This window comes from Nocardioides jishulii (genome assembly GCF_006007965.1).
Classification (GTDB): domain Bacteria; phylum Actinomycetota; class Actinomycetes; order Propionibacteriales; family Nocardioidaceae; genus Nocardioides; species Nocardioides jishulii.
Map to the genome: position 1 here is coordinate 3,108,621 of NZ_CP040748.1, position 18,510 is coordinate 3,127,130.

The window sequence follows — 18,510 nt, forward strand, 5'->3', positions numbered from 1 at the left end:
TCGTCGGCCATCAGTTCTCCTCCTCCGCAGCGGCGGCGTCGCCTGGCACGGTGTTGCTGGCACCCAGGAAGGTGAGCGGGGCGGCGGCGCCGCGGACGGCACCCCCGGCGGGCATGGCCGGCACCGGGAAGGTGCTGGGGCCGGGGTCGACGGCGGGCGCCGACTCGTCCTCGGCGTCCTTCTCGGGCAGGAAGAGCAGCACGACCATCACCAGCGCGAGCACGCCGGCGCCGATCAGGATCGTGCGGTTGTCGAAGCCACCCTCCAGGGAGATGGCGCGGACGGTCGCGACCAGGACGATCCAGGCCAGCGAGGCCGGGATCAGCACCTTCCAGCCGAACGCCATGAACTGGTCGTACCGCAGACGCGGGAGCGTGCCACGCAGCCAGATGAACATGAAGATGAAGAGGAACATCTTCGCGAAGAACCAGAGCACCGGCCAGTAGCCGGAGTTGGCACCCTCCCAGAGGTGCTCGACGCCCCAGGGCGCCTTCCAGCCTCCCAGGAAGAGCGTCGTGGCCAGCGCCGAGACGGTCGCCATGTTGATGTACTCGGCGAGGAAGAACATCGCGAACTTCATGCCGGAGTACTCGGTGTGGAAACCACCGACGAGCTCACCCTCGGCCTCGGGGAGGTCGAAGGGTGCGCGGTTGGTCTCGCCGACCATCGCGATCACGTAGATGACGAACGACGGGAAGAGCACGAGCCCGAACCAGAAGTCGTCCTGGGCCGCCACGATCTCCGACGTCGACATCGACCCGGCGTAGAGGAAGACCGCGACGAGCGCCAGGCCCATCGCGACCTCGTACGAGATCATCTGTGCGCTGGAGCGCAGGCCACCGAGCAGAGAGTAGGTGGAGCCGGACGACCAGCCCGCCAGGACGATGCCGTAGATGCCGACCGAGGCGACCGCCATCACGAAGAGCACCGCCACCGGCATGTCGGTGAGCTGGAGCGGGGTGACGGTGCCGAAGAGGTTGACCTCGGGGCCGAACGGGATGACCGAGAAGGTCACGAACGCGGGGACCACGATGATGAGCGGCGCCAGCAGGAAGACGACCTTGTCGGCCCCCTTCGGGATGATGTCTTCCTTGAACATCAGCTTGGTGCCGTCGGCCAACGACTGGAGCAGGCCGAAGGGGCCGTTGACGTTGGGGCCGATGCGGTGCTGCATGCGAGCCACGACGCGGCGTTCGAACCAGATGTTGAAGAGGGTCAGCAGGACCAGCACCAGGAAGACCAGAAGGGTCTTCACGATGACCATCCAGAGCGGGTCCTGGCCGAAGGCGCTGAGCGGACCGCTCGCAGCGGTGTACATCACTGGACTCCCTTCACGACGACGGAGCTGCCGGGTGAGGCGAGGTCGGCCCACACGCCGCGCCCGAAGGAGCGCGTGGGGATCCAGGCCGTGCCGGTGGGCAGGTCGGCGACCTCCACCGGCAGGACCACCTCGCCGCGGTCACCGACCACGGTGACCGGGGCGCCGTCGACCAGGCCGAGGGCGTCGAGGTCGGCCTGCGCCACCTTGACGACGGCCGGACGAGCGGTGGCCAGGTGGTGGGCGTCGTAGGACTGCAGCGTGCCGAGGTCGACCAGCTGCTTCCAGGTGACCAGGCGCAGGCTCCCCTCGACCGGGGCGGCCGGTGCCGCCTCCACCGGGGGGCGCCCGACGTCGTACGCCGCGCGCTCACCGTCCCAGGCACCGAGCGCGAGCAGCTCACGACGGACCTCGTCGGTCGTGCGCCAGCCCAGCGGGGACCCCATCTCCTCGGCGATGCCGGCGAGGATCCGCAGGTCGGGCAGGGAGGACGGGCTGCTGAGCACAGCGTCGAACTGCCGTGCGCGACCGTCCCAGGTGACGAAGGTGCCGGCCTTGTCGGTGACCGGGGCGACCGGGAAGACCACGTCGGCCGCACGGACCACGTCGGTCTCGCGCTGCTCGAGGGCGACCACGAAGGAGGCGGCCTCGAGCGCGGCCCGGAAGGCAGCGGGGTCGGCGGTGTCGTCGGGGTCGACGCCACCGACGACGAGTCCGCTGACCTGCCCGGCGAGCGCGGCGGCGACGATCGCGTCGCCGTCACGGCCCACGGTGCTGGGCAGCGAGTCCACACCCCACGCGGTGGCCACGTCGACGCGGGCAGCCGCGTCGGCGACCGGGCGGGCGCCCGGGAGCAGGTTGGGCAGGCAGCCGGCGTCGACCGCGCCACGGTCACCCGCACGGCGCGGCACCCAGGCGAGTCGCGCACCGGTGCGCGCCACCAGGTCGGCGGCCGCGCGGAGTGCGCCGGGGGCGGCGCCGAGACGCTCACCGACCAGCAGGACGTCACCGGCACCGAGCTCCACGCCGGCCAGTGCGGCGGCCTCGTCACCCGGCGCGGTCACGTGCACCTCGGCGGAGAGCTTGCGCAGGCCGCGGGAGGTGAACGGCGCCACCGCGACGACCTTGGTGCCGTGGTCGGCGACCGCCTTGCGGAGCCGCAGGAAGATCGTGCCGGCCTCGTCCTCCGGCTCGAAGCCGGCCAGCACGACCGTGCCCGCGGCATCGAGGTCGGAGTAGGTGACTCCCCCGGCGTAGTGCGCCGTCATGACGACGTGCGCGGCGAGGAAGTCGGCCTCCTCCGCGGTGTGCGGGCGGGCCCGGAAGTCGATGTCGTTGGTGCCCAGGGCCACGCGGGCGAACTTGCTGTAGGCGTAGGCGTCCTCGGCGGTGACCCGGCCACCGGTCAGCACCGCGCCGGCGCCGGCGGCGAGCCCGCGGGCGGCGACGGCGAAGGCCTCGGGCCACGAGGCGGGCCGCAGCTCACCGTTGCCGCCGTCCTCGACGCGGTCACGCACCATCGGGTGGGTCAGGCGTGTGGCCGAGCGGGTGTAGGAGAAGGCGAAGCGGTCCTTGTCGGTGATCCACTCCTCGTTGACCTCCGGGTCGTCGCCGGCGAGGCGGCGTACGACCTTGCCGCGACGGTGGTCGACGCGGATCGCCGCGCCACAGGAGTCGTGCTCGGCGACCGACGGCGAGGAGACCAGGTCGAAGGGACGCGCGCGGAAGCGGTACTCCTCGCTGGTGAGGGCCCCGACCGGGCAGATCTGGATCGTGTTGCCGGCGAAGTAGGAGAGGAAGGGCGCGTCGGGCGCGATGCCGATCTGCTGCGAGGCACCCCGCTCGATGAGCGCGATGAACGGGTCACCCGCGATCTCGTCGGCGAAGCGCGTGCAGCGCTGGCAGACGATGCAGCGCTCGCGGTCGAGCAGGATCTGCGGCGAGAGGTTGATCGGCTTGGGGAAGGTGCGCTTGACCAGGTGCTGGGCGGCGAAGCGCGACTCCCCCGCCCCGTTGCTCATCGCCTGGTTCTGCAGCGGGCACTCGCCACCCTTGTCGCAGACCGGGCAGTCGAGCGGGTGGTTGATGAGCAGCAGCTCCATCACGCCCTGCTGCGCCTTGTCGGCGCCGGCGGAGGTGAGCTGGGTGTTGACCTGCATGCCCTCCGACACCACGAGGGTGCAGGACGGCTGGGGCTTCATCCGGCCGGGCGGGCCCTGCATCTGGCGGAGCTCGCCGTCGGGGCCGGGCAGCGCCACCTCGACCAGGCACTGGCGGCAGGCACCGGCCGGCTTGAGCAGCGGGTGGTCGCAGAACCGGGGGATCTGGACGCCGACCTGCTCCGCCGCCCGGATCACCAAGCTGCCCTTGGGCGCGGTCGTGGTGATCCCGTCGATGGTCAGGGTGACCTCGTCGGTGGCCTTGGGGGCCGTGGGGTTGGTGGTCATGCGCGCGCTCCTGCAGGTGCGAAGAGAGTCGATGCCGCCGGGTCGAAGGGGCATCCGCCGTGCGTCAGGTGGGCGACGTACTCGTCGCGGAAGTACTGGATCGACGAGGTGATCGGACCCACCGCTCCGTCGGCCAGCGCGCAGAACGAGCGGCCGAGGATGTTGTCGCACTGGTCGAGCAGCTGGTCGAGGTCGGACTCGCTGCCCTGCCCCTGCTCCAGCTTCTTGAGCACCTGCACCAGCCACCACGTGCCCTCACGGCACGGCGTGCACTTGCCGCAGGACTCGTGCTTGTAGAACTCGGTCCAGCGCAGCGTCGCGCGGACCACGCAGGTGGTCTGGTCGAAGACCTGCAGCGCGCGGGTGCCGAGCATCGAGCCCGCCGCCGCGACCGACTCGAAGTCGAGCGGCACGTCGAGGTGCTCCTCGGTCAGGATGCCGGTGGAGGAACCTCCGGGCGTCCAGAACTTGAGCGCGTTGCCGTCACGCATGCCGCCAGCCAGGTCGATCAGCTCGCGCAGCGTGATCCCGAGCGGGGCCTCGTACTGCCCCGGCTCGTTCACGTGGCCCGACAGGCTGAAGATGCCGAAGCCCTTGGAGCGCTCCGTGCCCATCGAGGAGAACCACTCCGGGCCGTGGGCGATGATGCTGGGCACCGAGGCGATCGACTCGACGTTGTTGATCACGGTGGGGCTGGCGTAGAGGCCCGCCACCGCCGGGAACGGCGGACGCAGCCGCGGTTGGCCGCGACGCCCCTCGAGCGAGTCGAGGAGGGCGGTCTCCTCGCCGCAGATGTACGCCCCGGCGCCGGCGTGGACGACCACGTCGAGGTCGTGGCCCGAGCCGTGGATGTTCTTGCCCAGGTGGCCGGCGAGGTAGGCCTCGGCGACCGCGTGCTGGAGGCGGCGGATGACGTGGAGGACCTCACCGCGCACGTAGATGAAGGCGTGGTTGGCCCGGATCGCGTGGGCGGAGATGATGACGCCCTCGATCAGCGTGTGCGGGCTGGCCATCATCAGCGGGATGTCCTTGCAGGTGCCCGGCTCCGACTCGTCGGCGTTGACGACGAGGTACTTCGGCTTCGGGTTGTCCTGCGGGATGAATCCCCACTTCATGCCGGTGGGGAAGCCCGCGCCGCCACGGCCGCGCAGGCCGGAGTCCTTGACGGCGGCGATGACCTCGTCGGGCGACATCGTCAGCGCCTTCTTCAGCGCCTCGTAGCCGCCCTGCGCCTCGTAGGACTCCAGGGTCCAGGAGCGCTCGGCGTCCCAGTTGTCCGTGAGGACGGGGGTCAGGGTGTCGGTCACTTGCCCTCCTCCTGGCTCTCGGTGGGGGCGATCTGCGCCGCGTCGGTCGACGGGGCGGTCCAGCCGCGCTCGCGGGCGATGGCCCGACCGCGCAACGACGCCGGCCCCGCGGAGGGGCCCTCGTTGGCGAGCCCGTCGTTGAAGCCCGCGATCACGCGCTCGGCCTGACGCCAGGTCACGAGCTTCGGGCCACGGGTGGAGTGGACCTCCCGACCGGCCCGCAGGTCGTCGACCAGCTCGATCGCCGACTGCGGGGTCTGGTTGTCCATGAACTCCCAGTTGACCATCGCCACGGGGGCGTAGTCGCAGGCGGCGTTGCACTCGATGCGCTCCAGCGAGACGGTGGCAGCGTCGCCCTCACGGCGCGCGGCGGTCTCGTCGTTGCCGCAGCCCAGGTGCTCGCTGAGCGTGTCGTAGATGGCGTCGCCGCCCATGACCGCGCAGAGCGTGTTGACGCAGACGCCGACGTGGTAGTCGCCGACCGGGCGACGCTTGTACATCGTGTAGAAGGTCGCCACGCCGCTCACCTCGGCCGGGGTGATGTCGAGGACCTGCGCGCAGGCCTCGATGCCCTCGGGGGTGATGCGCCCCTGGACCGACTGCACCAGGTGGAGCATGGGCAGCAGGCCGGAACGCTTGTGCGGGTAGCGCGCCGCGATCTCGCGGAGCTCGTCCCAGGTCTTCTCGTCGAGCGGTGCGTGCATCATTGCTCTCTGGACTCCTCGGTCGCTCGCTCGTCCCTCGCTCGGCTCGGTCGACGTCATCGCCTTCTGGACCCCTCGGTCGCTCGCTCGTCCCTCGCTCGGCTCTGTCGGGGTCACCGGTCAACACCTCCCATCACGGGGTCGATCGAGGCGATGGCCACGATGACGTCGGCGAGCATGCCGCCCTCACTCATCACGCTCGTGGCCTGCAGGTTGACGAACGACGGGTCGCGGAAGTGGGCGCGGAAGGGCCGCGTACCGCCGTCGGAGACGACGTGCGCGCCGAGCTCGCCGCGGGGGCTCTCGACGGGGACGTACGCCTGACCGGGCGGCACCCGGAAGCCCTCGGTCACCAGCTTGAAGTGGTGGATCAGCGCCTCCATCGACTCGCCCATGATGTGGCGGATGTGGTCGAGGCTGTTGCCCATGCCGTCGGAGCCGATCGCGAGCTGGCTGGGCCAGGCGATCTTCTTGTCGGCCACCATCACCGGGGCCCCTTCGAGCTTGGCCAGGCGGTCGGCCGCCTGCTCGACGAGGCGCAGGGACTCCCACATCTCGTCGAGGCGGATACGGAACCGGCCGTAGGCGTCGGCGGTGTCCCAGGTGATGACGTCGAAGTCGTAGTCCTCGTAGCCGGAGTAGGGCTGCGCCTTGCGCAGGTCCCACGCGTAGCCCGTCGAGCGCAGCGCGGGCCCGGTGATGCCCAGCGCGAGGCAGCCGGCGAGGTCGAGGTGACCCACTTCCTCGAGGCGTCCGCGGAAGATCGGGTTGGCGTTGCACATGGCCGCGTACTCCGGCAGCCGCTTCTTCATCAGTGCGACGAAGGCGCGGATGTCGTCGAGGGCGCCCGCGGGCAGGTCCTGGGCGACGCCGCCCGGGCGGATGAACGCGTGGTTCATGCGCAGGCCGGTGATGGTCTCGAAGAGGTCGAGCACCAGCTCGCGCTCACGGAAGCCCATCGTCATGACGGTGAGCGCGCCGATCTCCATACCGCCGGTCGCGACGGCGACCAGGTGCGAGGAGAGGCGGTTGAGCTCCATCAGGAGCACGCGCATGACCTGGGCCTTCTCGGGGACCTGGTCCTCGATGCCGAGCAGCCGCTCGACGCCCAGGCAGTAGGTCGCCTCGTTGTAGAAGGGCGAGAGGTAGTCCATGCGGGTGCAGAAGGTCACGCCCTGGGTCCAGGTGCGGAACTCCATGTTCTTCTCGATGCCCGTGTGCAGGTAGCCGATGCCGCAGCGGGCCTCGGTCACCGTCTCGCCCTCGAGCTCGAGGATCAGGCGGAGCACGCCGTGGGTGGAGGGGTGCTGCGGTCCCATGTTGACCACGACCCGCTCGTCGGCGGAGTCACCGATCTCGGCGGTGATGGACTCCCAGTCCTGGCCGCTGACGTTGAAGACGCGCCCCTGGCTGGTCTCGGAGGTGGAGGCGTAGAAGTCCTCGGTGGCGTTGCTGTCCATCAGTTGTACGACCTCCGCTGGTCGGCGGGCGGCGTGGTGGCGCCCTTGTACTCGACGGGGATGCCGCCCAAGGGGTAGTCCTTGCGCTGCGGGTGGCCCGGCCAGTCGTCGGGCATGAGGATCCGGGTGAGGGCGGGGTGGCCGTCGAAGATGATGCCGAACATGTCCCAGGCCTCGCGCTCCTGCCAGTCGGCGGTGGGGTAGATCGCCACCACGCTCGGCACGTGCGGGTCGGCGTCGGGAGCGGTCACCTCGACGCGGATCCGGCGGTTGTAGCTCATCGAGAGCAGGTGGAGCACGACGTGGAGCTCGCGACCGGTGTCCTGCGGGTAGTGCACCCCGGAGAGCGACGCGAGGAACTCGAAGCGGAGCTTCTCGTCGTCTCGGAGCACCTGGACCACGGTGAGCAGGTCCTCGCGGCGGACGTGGAAGGTGATCTCGCCACGGTCGACGACCACGTGCGAGACGGCGTCCTCGACGCCGCCCGCAGCCAGGCGCTCGGTGAGGGTGTCGGCGGTCTCGTCGAACCAGCCGCCGAACGGCCGCTGGCTGGCGCCCGGGAAGACCACGGGGGCGACCAGGCCGCCGAAACCGGAGACGTCACCGGTGCCGGTGACGCCGAACATGCCGTGGCGCACGCCGACGGCGCGGTCGAGGACGGTGTCGTCGCTGACGACCTCCGAGGAGACCGTCTCGTCCGAGCCGGCGTCGGGCTCGTTGACGTCCGGCGTCGAGACGACGGCGTCCTCCCGGGCGGGGCTGGTCTGCTGGTGGCCCGGCTCGGGGGTGGCACCCTCGCTGTCGGTGCGGCCCTTGCCGGGCTCGCTCGGGGTGGTCTGCGCGGGGGTGTCCTGCTTCGGGGCGTCGGGGCCCTTGCCGGGCTCGTTCGGCTCGGTCATCGCAGCATTCCTCGCATCGCGCTCGTCGGCAGGGCGTTGAGGGCGGCGTTCTCACGCTCGACGATCTCGGCCGCGCGGTGGGCGCCCATCTTCGTGCCCTGAACCTCCTTGTGGAGCTTGGTGATCGCATCGATCAGCATCTCCGGGCGGGGAGGACAGCCGGGCAGGTACATGTCGACCGGCACGACGTGGTCGACGCCCTGGACGATCGCGTAGTTGTTGAACATGCCGCCCGACGAGGCACACACGCCCATCGACAGCACCCACTTCGGCTCGGGCATCTGGTCGTAGATCTGGCGCAGGACCGGAGCCATCTTCTGGCTCACACGGCCCGCGACGATCATCAGGTCGGCCTGGCGAGGACTGGCGCGGAAGACCTCCATGCCGAAGCGACCGAGGTCGTACTTCGGACCGCCGGAGGTCATCATCTCGATCGCGCAGCAGGCGAGGCCGAAGGTGGCAGGCCAGAACGAGGCCTTGCGCATGTAGCCGGCGAGGCCCTCGACCGTGGTCAGGAGTACGCCCGCAGGAAGCTTGTCTTCTACGCCCATGTCTCTAGTCCCAGTCCAATCCGCCACGACGCCACACGTAGGTGTAGGCGACGAAGACAGTCGCGATGAAGAGCACCATCTCGATGAGCCCGAAGACGGCCATCGAGTCGAAGTACACGGCCCACGGGTAGAGGAAGATGATCTCGATGTCGAAGATGATGAACAGCATCGCGATGATGTAGTACTTCACCGGGAACCGGCCGCCACCCGCAGGCTGCGGGGTCGGCTGGATGCCGCACTCGTACGAGTCGAGCTTGACCTTGTTGTAGCGCTTGGGCCCGATGATCGCGGCCATCGCGATCGAGGCGACAGCGAAACCCGTCGCGAGGATGATCAACGCCAGTACTGGCGTGTAGAGCTCCATCCCTGCTTCCTTCCGTAGCCGTGGCCGACGTGAGGTGCACCACTCGGTTGAGAGTTTGTGAAATCCTTCACGAACAGCTTTCAGGCCAGTCTAGGCCCGCGGATGAAACGCGTCACGTCGCCCCCTCGAATGGGCGAGAACGGCTGTGACCAGCGGATTTAACTCACGGATGTGTTGTGTATTACATCCACGGCGAGCAGGTCAGGCGGTGGCGCGGTGCAGGGCGACGATGCCGCCCGTGAGGTTGCGGAACTCTGGGTCACGCCAGCCCGCGGAGGCCATCAGGGCGGACAGTCCCTCCTGGTCGGGCCAGGCGCGGATCGACTCGGCGAGGTAGACGTAGGCGTCGGGGCTGGAGGAGACGGCCCTGGCGATCGCGGGCAGCGCCTTCATCAGGTACTCGATGTAGAGCGTGCGGAACGGCTTCCACGTCGGGTGGCTGAACTCGGCCACCACGATCCGGCCCCCGGGTCGGGTGACGCGGCGCATCTCGCGCAGGCCGGCGACGGTGTCGACGATGTTGCGCAGGCCGTAGGAGATGGTCACGGCGTCGAAGGTGTCGTCAGGGAAGGGCAGCTGCGTGCCGTCACCCGCCACGAAGGGCAGGTGGGGGTGCTTGGCCTTGCCGACCTGGAGCATGCCGACCGAGAAGTCGCAGGGCACGACGACGGCACCGGCCTCGTGGAACTGCACCGACGAGACGCCGGTGCCCGCCGCCAGGTCGAGGACGAGGTCACCGGGGCGGGGATCGACGGCAGCGAAGGTCTCCCGTCGCCACATCGCGTCCTGCCCACCGGACAGCAAGGTGTTGGTGATGTCGTACCGCTTCGCCACGGCGTCGAACATGCGACGGACGTCGGAGGGCTTCTTGTCGAGTTCAGCGCGGGCCACGGGGGCGAGCCTACGCAGGTGCGACCCAGCACCGGTCCTGAACCTGCCCGGACAGGTGGGCAGGCGTACGCTGCTCCGTTGTGACGAACCATCCGACGCCGCCTGCCACGCCCTCCTTGGTCGCGGTCACCGAAGCCGTCGAGGTGGCCGAGGTGGAGGCCCTGCTCGACCACCTGCCGCGCACCGAACCCGTCACCTGGCTGCGCAACGGTGAGGGAATGGTCGGCTGGGGCGTCGCGGCCCGCATCCGCACCACCGGGCCCGAGCGCTTCCGCGACGCGGACAAGTGGTGGGCCGAGCTGTGCGACCAGGCGCAGGTGCGCGACGACGTCGACCAGCCCGGCACCGGCCTGCTCGCCTTCGGCTCCTTCGCCTTCGCCGACCAGCCCGGCGACTCCGTGCTCACCGTGCCGTCGGTGATCCTGGGCCGCCGCGGGTCGGTGGCCTGGCGCACCACGGTGCACGTGGAGGACAGCCCTGCCCCCGCGGCGGTCGAGGTCGAGCCGCGGGTCGAGCCGACCGGCGTGCTGTTCAGCGACGGTGCCCTCGACGGGGAGACCTGGATGGGAGTCGTCGCCGACGCCGTCGCCCGGATCGACGCCGGCGACCTGGAGAAGGTCGTCCTGGCCCGCGACCTGATCGCCACCGCGGACGCCGAGATCGACGTACGCGCTCCTGTCGCCCACCTGGCCACGCACTACCCGACCTGCTGGACGTTCCACGTCGACGGCATGTTCGGCGCGACGCCCGAGATGCTGGTGCGCCGCGAGCGCGGCCTGGTCACCTCACGCGTGCTGGCAGGCACGATCCGCCGCACCGGCGACGACGAGCGCGACCTCGCCCTGGCCGCCACGCTCGCGCGCAGCTCCAAGGACCTCGAGGAGCACGAGTACGCCGTGCGCTCGGTCGCCGACGCCCTCGAGCCGCACTGCTCGTCGATGAACGTGCCGGAGTCGCCCTTCGTGCTCCACCTGCCCAACGTCATGCACCTGGCCACCGACGTCAACGGGGTCGTCCACGACGCCGCCACCGTGTCGTCGCTGCGCCTGGCCGAGTCGTTGCACCCCTCGGCCGCCGTGGGTGGCACCCCGACCCCGGTCGCGGTGGCGCTGATCGCAGAGATCGAGGGCATGGACCGCGGCCGTTACGCCGGACCCGTGGGTTGGATCGATGCCGACGGCGACGGCGAGTGGGGCATCGCGCTGCGCTCCGCGAGCGTGGACGGCGCCCAGGTGCGGCTCTTCGCCGGCTGCGGAATCGTCGGTGACTCCGCACCCGAGGCCGAGCTGGCCGAGTCGCAGGCCAAGTTCGTCCCGGTGCGCGACGCCGTCACCGGGGCCTGAGGCCGCACCGGTCCGGGCCCGAGCCCGGACCGGTCACGTCCCGATCAGAGCGGCGGCAGGTCCGAACCGACTGCCAGGCGCGTCCAGCCCAGACCCTTGGGCTCGTTGACGAGGCCCATCAGGGAGTCGACGAAGCCGTGGCCCGCCTCGGAGTAGATCGCGTCGTGGATCGCGAGGTTGTGCCGCGCCCCCACCTCCTGCACGAAGTCGATCGCCTCGCCGACCTTGAGCCACGGGGCGCTCGACGGCGTGAGCAGCAGGTCGACCGGCTCGCCGGGCGCGGTGAGGGCGTCGCCGGGGTGGTAGACCTTCGTGCCGGAGAAGTCCATGAGGTAGCCGGAGTTGTGGATGCGCGGGATCTCGGAGTGGATGACCGCGTGGTCGACGCCGACGACCTTGATCGGCACCCCGGCGGTGAACTCCTCGCCGGGAGCGACCTCCGTGAGCCGTTCGACGAGGTCGGGGGCACCGGAGCGGATCTGGTCGGCGACACCGCCGATGGTGTAGATCTGCGCGTCGCACCGACGCAGGTTGTCAGGGGCGTAGTGGTCACCGTGCTCGTGCGTGATGAGGACGACGTCGGCGCCCTCCACCGCCTCGGGGCTGGTGAAGCCACCGGGATCGAGCACCAGCGTGGTGCCCTCGTGCTCGATGCGGACGCAGGCGTGACCGAACTTCGTGATCCTCATGCGGGAAGCCTAGTGGCACCCGTGTCCGAGCAGCGTCGGCGAACGGGCGCCATCGGCGCTTCACCGCTACGGTGAGTCCCACCTGTCACCCGGTCCACCCCGGCCAGCCCGAGGAGAACATGTACACCGCACGTCTCGCCGCACTCACCACCGCCCTCGTCCTGCCGTTGGGTGCCCTGTCGCTGACGAGCGGCTCCCCGACCGCGCAGGCAGGGCCGACGACGGCCACGGCAGCCCGGAAGGCGACGAGCGTCACGGTGCGCTCCCTTCCCCAGATCGTGCAGCCGGGGGCCAAGGCCGCCAGCCCTGCGAAGGCCAAGGTCCCGCTCATCGTCAACGTGACCCCGAAGCGCCGCACCGTCGTGACCCTCCAGGTCCGTACGCCGCAGAAGAAGTGGCGCACGCTGCGCCGGGCGACCACCGACGGCAAGGGCAAGGCCGTCCTGCGCGTGGTCGCGAAGCGCAACGGCGCCCCCGCCACGTACCGCGTCCGGGTCGGCGCGAAGGTCTCGGCGCCGACCTCGACCGAGCGCTGGATGCGGCCTGCCTTCTCCGACACCTTCAGCGGTCGCAAGCTGGGCAAGGCGTGGAACCACCGCGGCACGACGTACAACCCGAGCGTGCGCCGCTGCTCGCGCGGCAGCGCCGCCGCGACGCGGGTGAAGGGTGGGACCCTGCGCCTCAGCGTCCTGAAGGACCCCAAGCGCAAGCGCAAGTGCGTCACCCAGGTCGGCGGCAAGACCGTCCGCCACGCCTACCGCCTCAACGGCCACGTCGGCACGCAGGAGTCCTACACGTTCACGTACGGGGTGGCGGCTGCGCGCGTGAAGTTCCCGCGCCAGGCCGGCCAGCACGGTGCCTTCTGGCTCCAGGTCGACTCCCCCGACCTTCGCACGATCAACCCCAAGCGCAACGGCACCGAGATGGACGTCGTCGAGTCGTACGGCGCCCACTGGGGCGACAACAACTCGCTCGGCCTCGGCACCGGCATCCACCGCTACGTCAAGCGCAACGGTGCGGTCACCACGATCTCCGACGGCGGCTACATCCCCAACGCCCGGAAGTACCTCAGCGGGCCGAAGGACAACTACTACAGCCGCTACCACGTGTTCTCGGTGGAGTGGACCCCGCGCTACTACATCTACCGGATCGACGGCCAGGAGTACTGGCGCACCCACAAGGGCATCTCGGGCACCCCCCAGTTCCCGATCCTGTCGCTGCTCTCCTCCGACTACGAGCTCGGTCGGCTGGCACGCGGTGACAAGGACCTGCCGCAGCACATGCACGTGGACTGGCTGCGCGTCTGGGAGACCGGTCCCAGCTCCGCGAAGTGACCCGGCGCGGCTCCGCACCCCGGGGCGACTCCGCGCTGGCCGTTGGGCAAAGGGCCAGCGAAAAGCATCGTCACGGTCGGCGGTCCCGAGTAGCGTGCAAACCGTGCGGCGTCGTCGCCGTCAGCCCATGCCACGAACCCGAGGACCTTTGATGAATGCAGCACGCCTCGCCACTGCGGCGATCGCCCTGCTCCTGCCTGCCGCCGCGCTGACGCCTGCGGCCATGGCCACCGCCGATCGTGCCGCGTCCGGCCTGCCCACCGGCCCGACCTCTTCCTCCTCCGGCGGCGGCGGCATCTCGCCCGAGGCGCCGTCGGCCAAGCCCAAGAAGAAGAAGGCGAAGAAGAAGAAGAAGGGGCCCAAGGTCTGGACGAAGGCCAAGAAGGTCACCATCCGCATCCACCCGCAGATCGCGCACCCCGGCACGAGTGCCGCGACCGCGTCGGCCGCCAGGGTGCCGGTCGAGGTCACCGTGCTGCCCAAGCGTCGCACCGCGATCACCCTGCAGGTGAAGGCTGGCAAGAAGTGGGTGCGTGCCGCCTCTGCCGTCACCGCCCCCAACGGCACCCACCTCTTCCGCGCCTCGGCCACCCGGGGCAAGGGCGCGGCCACCTATCGCGTCGTCGTCGGCAAGCGCGCGTCGAGCGCCGGCTCCACGGCCCGGTGGCTGAAGCCCTCCTTCTCCGACAACTTCTCCGGAGGCACCCTGAGCTCCGCGTGGAACCACCGCGGTGGCGACTACAACCCGGCGTCGCGTTCCTGCTCGCGCGGTGACGCGAGCGCGGTCAAGGTCAGCGGTGGCGTGGTCCGACTGAGCGTCCTCAAGGACCCGAGCCGCACGGACACCTGCACGACCAAGGGTGACGACGGCAAGCCGAAGCAGTTCTCGTACCGCCTCAACGGCCACATCGGCACGAAGGGCGCCTACTCCTTCACCTACGGCTACGCGGCCGCCCGCGTGAAGTTCCCCAAGGAGCGCGGCCAGCACGGCGCCTTCTGGCTCCAGGTGGAGGAGCCCGACCTCCGCACGATCAACCCCAGGATCAACGGCTCCGAGATCGACGTCATCGAGTCCTACGGCCTCAACGCCGGCAAGGGCGACAAGGCGCTCGGGCTCACCACCGGCGTGCACCGCTACTCGACGAAGGACGGCAAGACGGTCACCTTCCCCGACGGCGGCTGGGTCAAGAACGCCAACCAGTACCTGACGGGCAAGAACGACTCGTACCACGGCGGCTACCACGTGTTCTCCGTCGAGTGGACCCCGACGTACTACGTCTACCGCCTCGACGGCAAGGAGTACTGGCGCTCCTCGAAGGGCATCTCCGGCACGCCGCAGTTCCCGGTGCTGTCGCTGCTGTCCTCCGACTACGAGCTCGACGCGCTCGGCAGCGAGGCGCGACTTCCCCAGCACATGTACGTCGACTGGCTCCGGGTCTGGGAGACGCACCCCTGATCGGGGGTTGGACGACCGGACTGAGCTGACAGGTCAGCGCAGACGCAGATCGACGCACGGGCGGGTCAGGGACGCAGGTTCCTGACCCGCTCGTCCATTTCCCGGCGGGTGTCACGGCGTACGACGACCTCGACGACCTCGATGCCCCCGGCGGGCTGGGCGAGGGCGTGCTCCAGCTCGGGCAGCGACTCCACCCGCCAGTGCGGGGTGCGGGTGGCGGCGCAGAGCGCAGCCAGGTCGACGCCGTGCGGCGTCCCGAAGAGCCGTTCGAACTCGTCGGCGTGCTCGGCGGCCCCCTGCTCCAGCATCGAGAAGATCGACCCGCCGTCGTCGTTGACCACGACCAACGTGAGGTCGGGGCGGGGCTCGACCGGGCCGATCACCAGGCCCCCGGAGTCGTGGAGGAAGGTGACGTCGCCCAGCAGCGCGACCGCCCGCTGCGCGCTCGGGTGGCCCAGGGCCGCGCCGATGGCGCTGCTCACGACGCCGTCGATGCCCGCGAGCCCCCGGTTGGCGATCACCACGGGCGAGGTCGCCGGGGAGCGAGGGGTCATCATCAGGTCGAGGTCGCGGACAGGGCTGGAGGGCCCGACGAAGACGAGGCCGTCGGCTCCGAGCGCTCGGCTCACCGCTCCCGCGACCTCGTAGGGGGTCACCTCGGGCTCGGCGGCGAGGAGGGCGGCCAGCTGGGCCGAGAGCGAACGCCCCGCCTCCTGCCAGCGGCGCAACCACTCGGCTTCGGTCGCGGCCGTCTCGGTGTCGGCGGGAGCCGGCGTCCACACGGGCGCGGCCGCGTCGACGACGAACGGGCGCGGCTGCCAGCGTCCGTCACCGACCTGGTCGACGACCTCGACGTCGTCGCGCGCCAGCAGCCTGCTCACCGGACGGGAGAGCGTCGGGTGGCCGACCACGACCACGCGCTCGACCTCCGCGGCGAGCCCTTCGCTCGCCGGCCCGAGCAGGAGGCGGTAGGGGCCGATCGCGTGGGCACCCGCGCGGGCCCCGGAGCTCGGCTCGGCCAGGAGCGGCCATCCCCCCTGCTCGGCCAGCGACCTGGCGGCCTCACCGGCGCCGTCGCCGGCCACCACCACGGTCCGCGGGCCGCGCGACAGCACGGCCGGCTCGACAGACGCAGGAAGGGGCGCCGCCTCGGCCTCGGGCGCGCGAGGGACCCACCGGTCGGGCGGGGTCAGCGGGTCGTCGAACTGCACGTTGAGGTGCACCGGCCCGGTCCCGGCCAGCAGGCGGGCGACGACCACTGCGGTGTGGTCACCACACGCCAGGTCGTGGGTCGTCGAGCGCGGCAGCAGCCCGACCTGCTCGGTCGTCTGGTTGGCGCTGGTGCCCCGCAGGCGCGCAGGCCGGTCAGCCGTGACGGCGACGAGCGGGAGGTGCTCGTGGTGTGCCTCCAACGCGGCCGGGGCCAGGTTGGCCACGGCGGTCCCGGAGGTGCACGAGACCACCACCGGTCGACCGCTGGCACGAGCCAGGCCCAGCGCCAGGAAGCCTGCGCTGCGCTCGTCGATCCGGGTGTGCAGCCGCAGCAGGCCGGCGCGCTCGGCGTCGAGCAGGGCGAACGACAACGGCGCGTTGCGGGAGCCGGGCGACAGCACGGCGTCGCGCACACCGGCGTCGAGCAGGGCCTGGACCACCTGACGTGCCAGGAGGGTGGAGTCGTTCATCAGGAGAGATCCTGCCCCAGCCGGTCGCGGAGGTCGGGCAGCAGGGCCGCGACCTCGGCCAGCCGCGCCTGCCAGTGGGCCACCCGGTCGGGCGCTGCGGCGAGGCGGGTCAGGGCCTCGCGGTCGACGACCACCCCGGAGGGGCCCGGGACGGGCAGGAACCCGTCCACCGGCAGCAGGGGCTCGACGGCGACGTCATGGGTCAGCAGCTGCACCGTGGCCAGGCCGCAGGCGTGGTCGAGCTCCGGCAGGGCCGCCGCCAGGGCGACCCCGGCCGCGATCCCCACGCTCGACTCCAGCGCGGAGGACACGACGACCGGCAGACCGATCTCCTCGGCGATGCGCAGGCACGCGCGCACGCCACCGAGCGGCTGGACCTTCAGCACCGCAACGTCGGCGGCCTCCAGGTCGCGCACCCGGTAGGGGTCGGCGGCACGGCGGATCGACTCGTCGGCCGCGATCGGGACGTCGACCCGACGGCGTACGAGCGCCAGCTCCTCGACCTCGGCACAGGGCTGCTCGACGTACTCCAGCCCACCGGCAGCCCGGTCGAGCAGCGGGATCGCTGCCACGGCCTCGTCGACGCTCCACAGACCGTTGACGTCGATCCGCAGCCGACCCCGGGGCCCCAGGGCGTCGCGCACCGCCTCGACGCGGGCCAGGTCGTCGGCCAGCGTCTGGCCGGGGTCGGCGACCTTGACCTTGGCCGTGGCGCAGCCACCGGCTCGGGTGATCGCGTGGGCGCGCTCGGCGTCGACCGCCGGCACGGTGACGTTGACCGGCACCCGGTCTCGCACCGGAGCGGGCCAGTCGCCCGAGGCGGCCTCGAGGGCGCAGCGCAGCCAGGGCGCGGCCACCTGGGGCGAGTACTCCAGGAAGGGGCTCCACTCGCCGAAGCCGTGCTCGGTCTCCAGCAGCATCCCCTCACGCACGGTGATGCCGCGGAAGCGGGTGCGCAGCGGCACCGACCAGACGTGCGCGCGCATCAGGCCACGTCCTGGCCCGAGGCGGCGGCGACCAACGCCTGACGGTCGACCTTGCCGTTGGCGAGCAGCGGCAGGTCGTCCAGGCGTACGACGCGGCGTGGCGCCCACGCCCGCGGCAGCTCGTCTGCCACCCAGTCGCGTAGCGCGGCGAGGTCGGGCAGGAGGCCCAGCGCCAGGTCGGGGTCGCCGACGTAGCAGGCCACCACCGCCTGGCCCCACTCCTCGTCGGGCACCCCGACGACCTCGACCTGCTCGAGGGCGGGATGCGCGCGCAGTCGTCGGGCCACGGCAGGCAGGGGGACGTTGACGCCGCCGCTCACGACGACGTCGTCCACGCGGCCGAGCACCACCAGGCGCCCGTCCTCGTCGAGGCGACCGGCGTCGGAGGTGAGGTACCACCCGTCGGCGAACGTCCGGGCGGTCAGCTCGGGGTCGCCCTCGTAGCCGGCGAAGACGACCGGGCCACCCAGCCGGATCCGACCGTCAGCCCCCAGCCCCACCCCGACGCCGTCGAGCGGGACGCCGTCGTAGACGCAGCCCCCGGCAGTCTCGGAGGCGCCGTAGGTCGCCACGACCCGGATGCCCAGCGCCTCGGCCCTGCGCCGCAGGTCGGGGTCGATCGGACCGCCACCGAGGAGCACGGCGTCCATCGCGGCGAGCGCCGCGACGTCGTCGGGCGAGGAGACCATGCGGTGCAGCTGCGTGGGCACCAGCGAGGTGTACGCCGCCGCTCCCCGCTCGTCGGCCCAGCCGCCGAGCACCGGGGCGTGACCCGCGAGCAGCGAGCGGACGATCACCTGGACGCCCGCGACGTAGGACGACGGGAGGACGAGCGCCCAGCGCCCGCCCTCCCCGGCGCCCAGGTCGCGCAGGCGTCGCGCGGAGGCGTGCGCGGAGGCGAGCACGGCCTCGCGCGTGAGGACCACGCGCTTGGGGCTCCCGGTGGAGCCGGAGGTCTCGATCAGCAGTCGCGGGGCCTCGTCGGCCGCCAGCCACGCCTCGAGCTGGGCGACGGCGGTGCCGGGGTCGTCGGACGGTCGCAGGAAGTCCACGCCTTCACGCTAGTGCCCGCCGCGAAA

The 18,510-nt window shown here is 71.2% G+C and carries 16 protein-coding genes; 3 read left to right on the plus strand and 13 right to left on the minus strand.

All coding sequences use genetic code 11. The features are described 5' to 3' along the window. Window positions 1-10 precede the first annotated feature (10 nt). The 9 genes from nuoH to FCL41_RS14870 all read right to left on the minus strand — a co-directional run bounded on the left by nuoH (window position 11) and on the right by FCL41_RS14870 (window position 9,941). Window positions 11-1,318, minus strand: coding sequence for an NADH-quinone oxidoreductase subunit NuoH (nuoH, locus tag FCL41_RS14830; RefSeq protein WP_137064903.1), 1,308 nt, complete (start codon window positions 1,316-1,318; stop codon window positions 11-13). Further along, on the minus strand, window positions 1,318-3,765 hold the full coding sequence (locus FCL41_RS14835) for an NADH-quinone oxidoreductase subunit G (protein WP_137064902.1): 2,448 nt from the start codon (window positions 3,763-3,765) through the stop codon (window positions 1,318-1,320). Before FCL41_RS14835 ends, nuoH begins: the two co-directional genes overlap by 1 nt. Beyond that, window positions 3,762-5,072 carry an NADH-quinone oxidoreductase subunit NuoF gene (gene nuoF, locus FCL41_RS14840; RefSeq protein ID WP_137064901.1) on the minus strand — a complete coding sequence of 437 codons (1,311 nt, stop codon included), beginning with the start codon at window positions 5,070-5,072 and terminating at the stop codon, window positions 3,762-3,764. The genes FCL41_RS14835 and nuoF overlap by 4 nt, the downstream gene beginning before the upstream one ends. Further along, entirely contained in the window at window positions 5,069-5,779 is a 711-nt protein-coding gene (gene nuoE / locus FCL41_RS14845; RefSeq protein ID WP_239021663.1) for an NADH-quinone oxidoreductase subunit NuoE, read from the minus strand. The genes nuoF and nuoE overlap by 4 nt, the downstream gene beginning before the upstream one ends. Window positions 5,780-5,889: 110 nt before the next feature. Beyond that, entirely contained in the window at window positions 5,890-7,236 is a 1,347-nt protein-coding gene (locus FCL41_RS14850; RefSeq protein ID WP_137064900.1) for an NADH-quinone oxidoreductase subunit D, read from the minus strand. Further along, a complete protein-coding gene (locus tag FCL41_RS14855) occupies window positions 7,236-7,874 on the minus strand; it encodes an NADH-quinone oxidoreductase subunit C (RefSeq protein WP_239021883.1) in 639 nt (212 codons plus the stop codon). The genes FCL41_RS14850 and FCL41_RS14855 overlap by 1 nt, the downstream gene beginning before the upstream one ends. A 257-nt stretch (window positions 7,875-8,131) precedes the next feature. Next, entirely contained in the window at window positions 8,132-8,686 is a 555-nt protein-coding gene (locus FCL41_RS14860; protein WP_137064898.1) for a NuoB/complex I 20 kDa subunit family protein, read from the minus strand. A gap of 4 nt (window positions 8,687-8,690) precedes the next feature. Then, on the minus strand, window positions 8,691-9,050 hold the full coding sequence (locus FCL41_RS14865) for an NADH-quinone oxidoreductase subunit A (RefSeq protein ID WP_137064897.1): 360 nt from the start codon (window positions 9,048-9,050) through the stop codon (window positions 8,691-8,693). 201 nt (window positions 9,051-9,251) lie between these two features. Continuing rightward, window positions 9,252-9,941 (minus strand): demethylmenaquinone methyltransferase, encoded by a 690-nt coding sequence (locus FCL41_RS14870; protein ID WP_137064896.1) that lies wholly within the window; start codon window positions 9,939-9,941, stop codon window positions 9,252-9,254. Between the two features lie 80 nt (window positions 9,942-10,021). Here FCL41_RS14870 and FCL41_RS14875 point away from each other — a divergent pair, with 80 nt between their 5' ends. Continuing rightward, window positions 10,022-11,284, plus strand: coding sequence for an isochorismate synthase (locus FCL41_RS14875; RefSeq protein WP_137064895.1), 1,263 nt, complete (start codon window positions 10,022-10,024; stop codon window positions 11,282-11,284). Window positions 11,285-11,328: 44 nt separating this feature from the next. Here FCL41_RS14875 and FCL41_RS14880 read toward each other — a convergent pair whose 3' ends face one another. After that, a complete protein-coding gene (locus FCL41_RS14880; RefSeq protein ID WP_137064894.1) occupies window positions 11,329-11,973 on the minus strand; it encodes an MBL fold metallo-hydrolase in 645 nt (214 codons plus the stop codon). A gap of 119 nt (window positions 11,974-12,092) precedes the next feature. Between FCL41_RS14880 and FCL41_RS14885 the strand changes: the two genes are divergently transcribed. Together FCL41_RS14885 and FCL41_RS14890 are read left to right on the plus strand one after the other, a co-directional pair. Then, the gene (locus FCL41_RS14885; protein ID WP_137064893.1) at window positions 12,093-13,307 is read left to right on the plus strand and encodes a glycoside hydrolase family 16 protein; all 1,215 of its coding nucleotides are present in this window, start codon (window positions 12,093-12,095) and stop codon (window positions 13,305-13,307) included. A 151-nt stretch (window positions 13,308-13,458) separates the two neighbouring features. After that, window positions 13,459-14,763, plus strand: a complete 1,305-nt coding sequence (locus FCL41_RS14890) for a glycoside hydrolase family 16 protein (RefSeq protein ID WP_137064892.1) — start codon at window positions 13,459-13,461, stop codon at window positions 14,761-14,763. A 65-nt stretch (window positions 14,764-14,828) separates the two neighbouring features. Here FCL41_RS14890 and menD read toward each other — a convergent pair whose 3' ends face one another. From menD to FCL41_RS14905, 3 genes are read right to left on the minus strand one after another with little or no spacing between them, the layout of a single operon-like run. Then, the gene (menD, locus tag FCL41_RS14895) at window positions 14,829-16,445 is read right to left on the minus strand and encodes a 2-succinyl-5-enolpyruvyl-6-hydroxy-3-cyclohexene-1-carboxylic-acid synthase (RefSeq protein WP_137064891.1); all 1,617 of its coding nucleotides are present in this window, start codon (window positions 16,443-16,445) and stop codon (window positions 14,829-14,831) included. Next, window positions 16,445-17,431 carry an o-succinylbenzoate synthase gene (locus FCL41_RS14900; protein ID WP_137064890.1) on the minus strand — a complete coding sequence of 329 codons (987 nt, stop codon included), beginning with the start codon at window positions 17,429-17,431 and terminating at the stop codon, window positions 16,445-16,447. The genes menD and FCL41_RS14900 overlap by 1 nt, the downstream gene beginning before the upstream one ends. Continuing rightward, the gene (locus tag FCL41_RS14905; protein WP_239021664.1) at window positions 17,431-18,483 is read right to left on the minus strand and encodes an AMP-binding protein; all 1,053 of its coding nucleotides are present in this window, start codon (window positions 18,481-18,483) and stop codon (window positions 17,431-17,433) included. The genes FCL41_RS14900 and FCL41_RS14905 overlap by 1 nt, the downstream gene beginning before the upstream one ends. Window positions 18,484-18,510 lie beyond the last annotated feature (27 nt).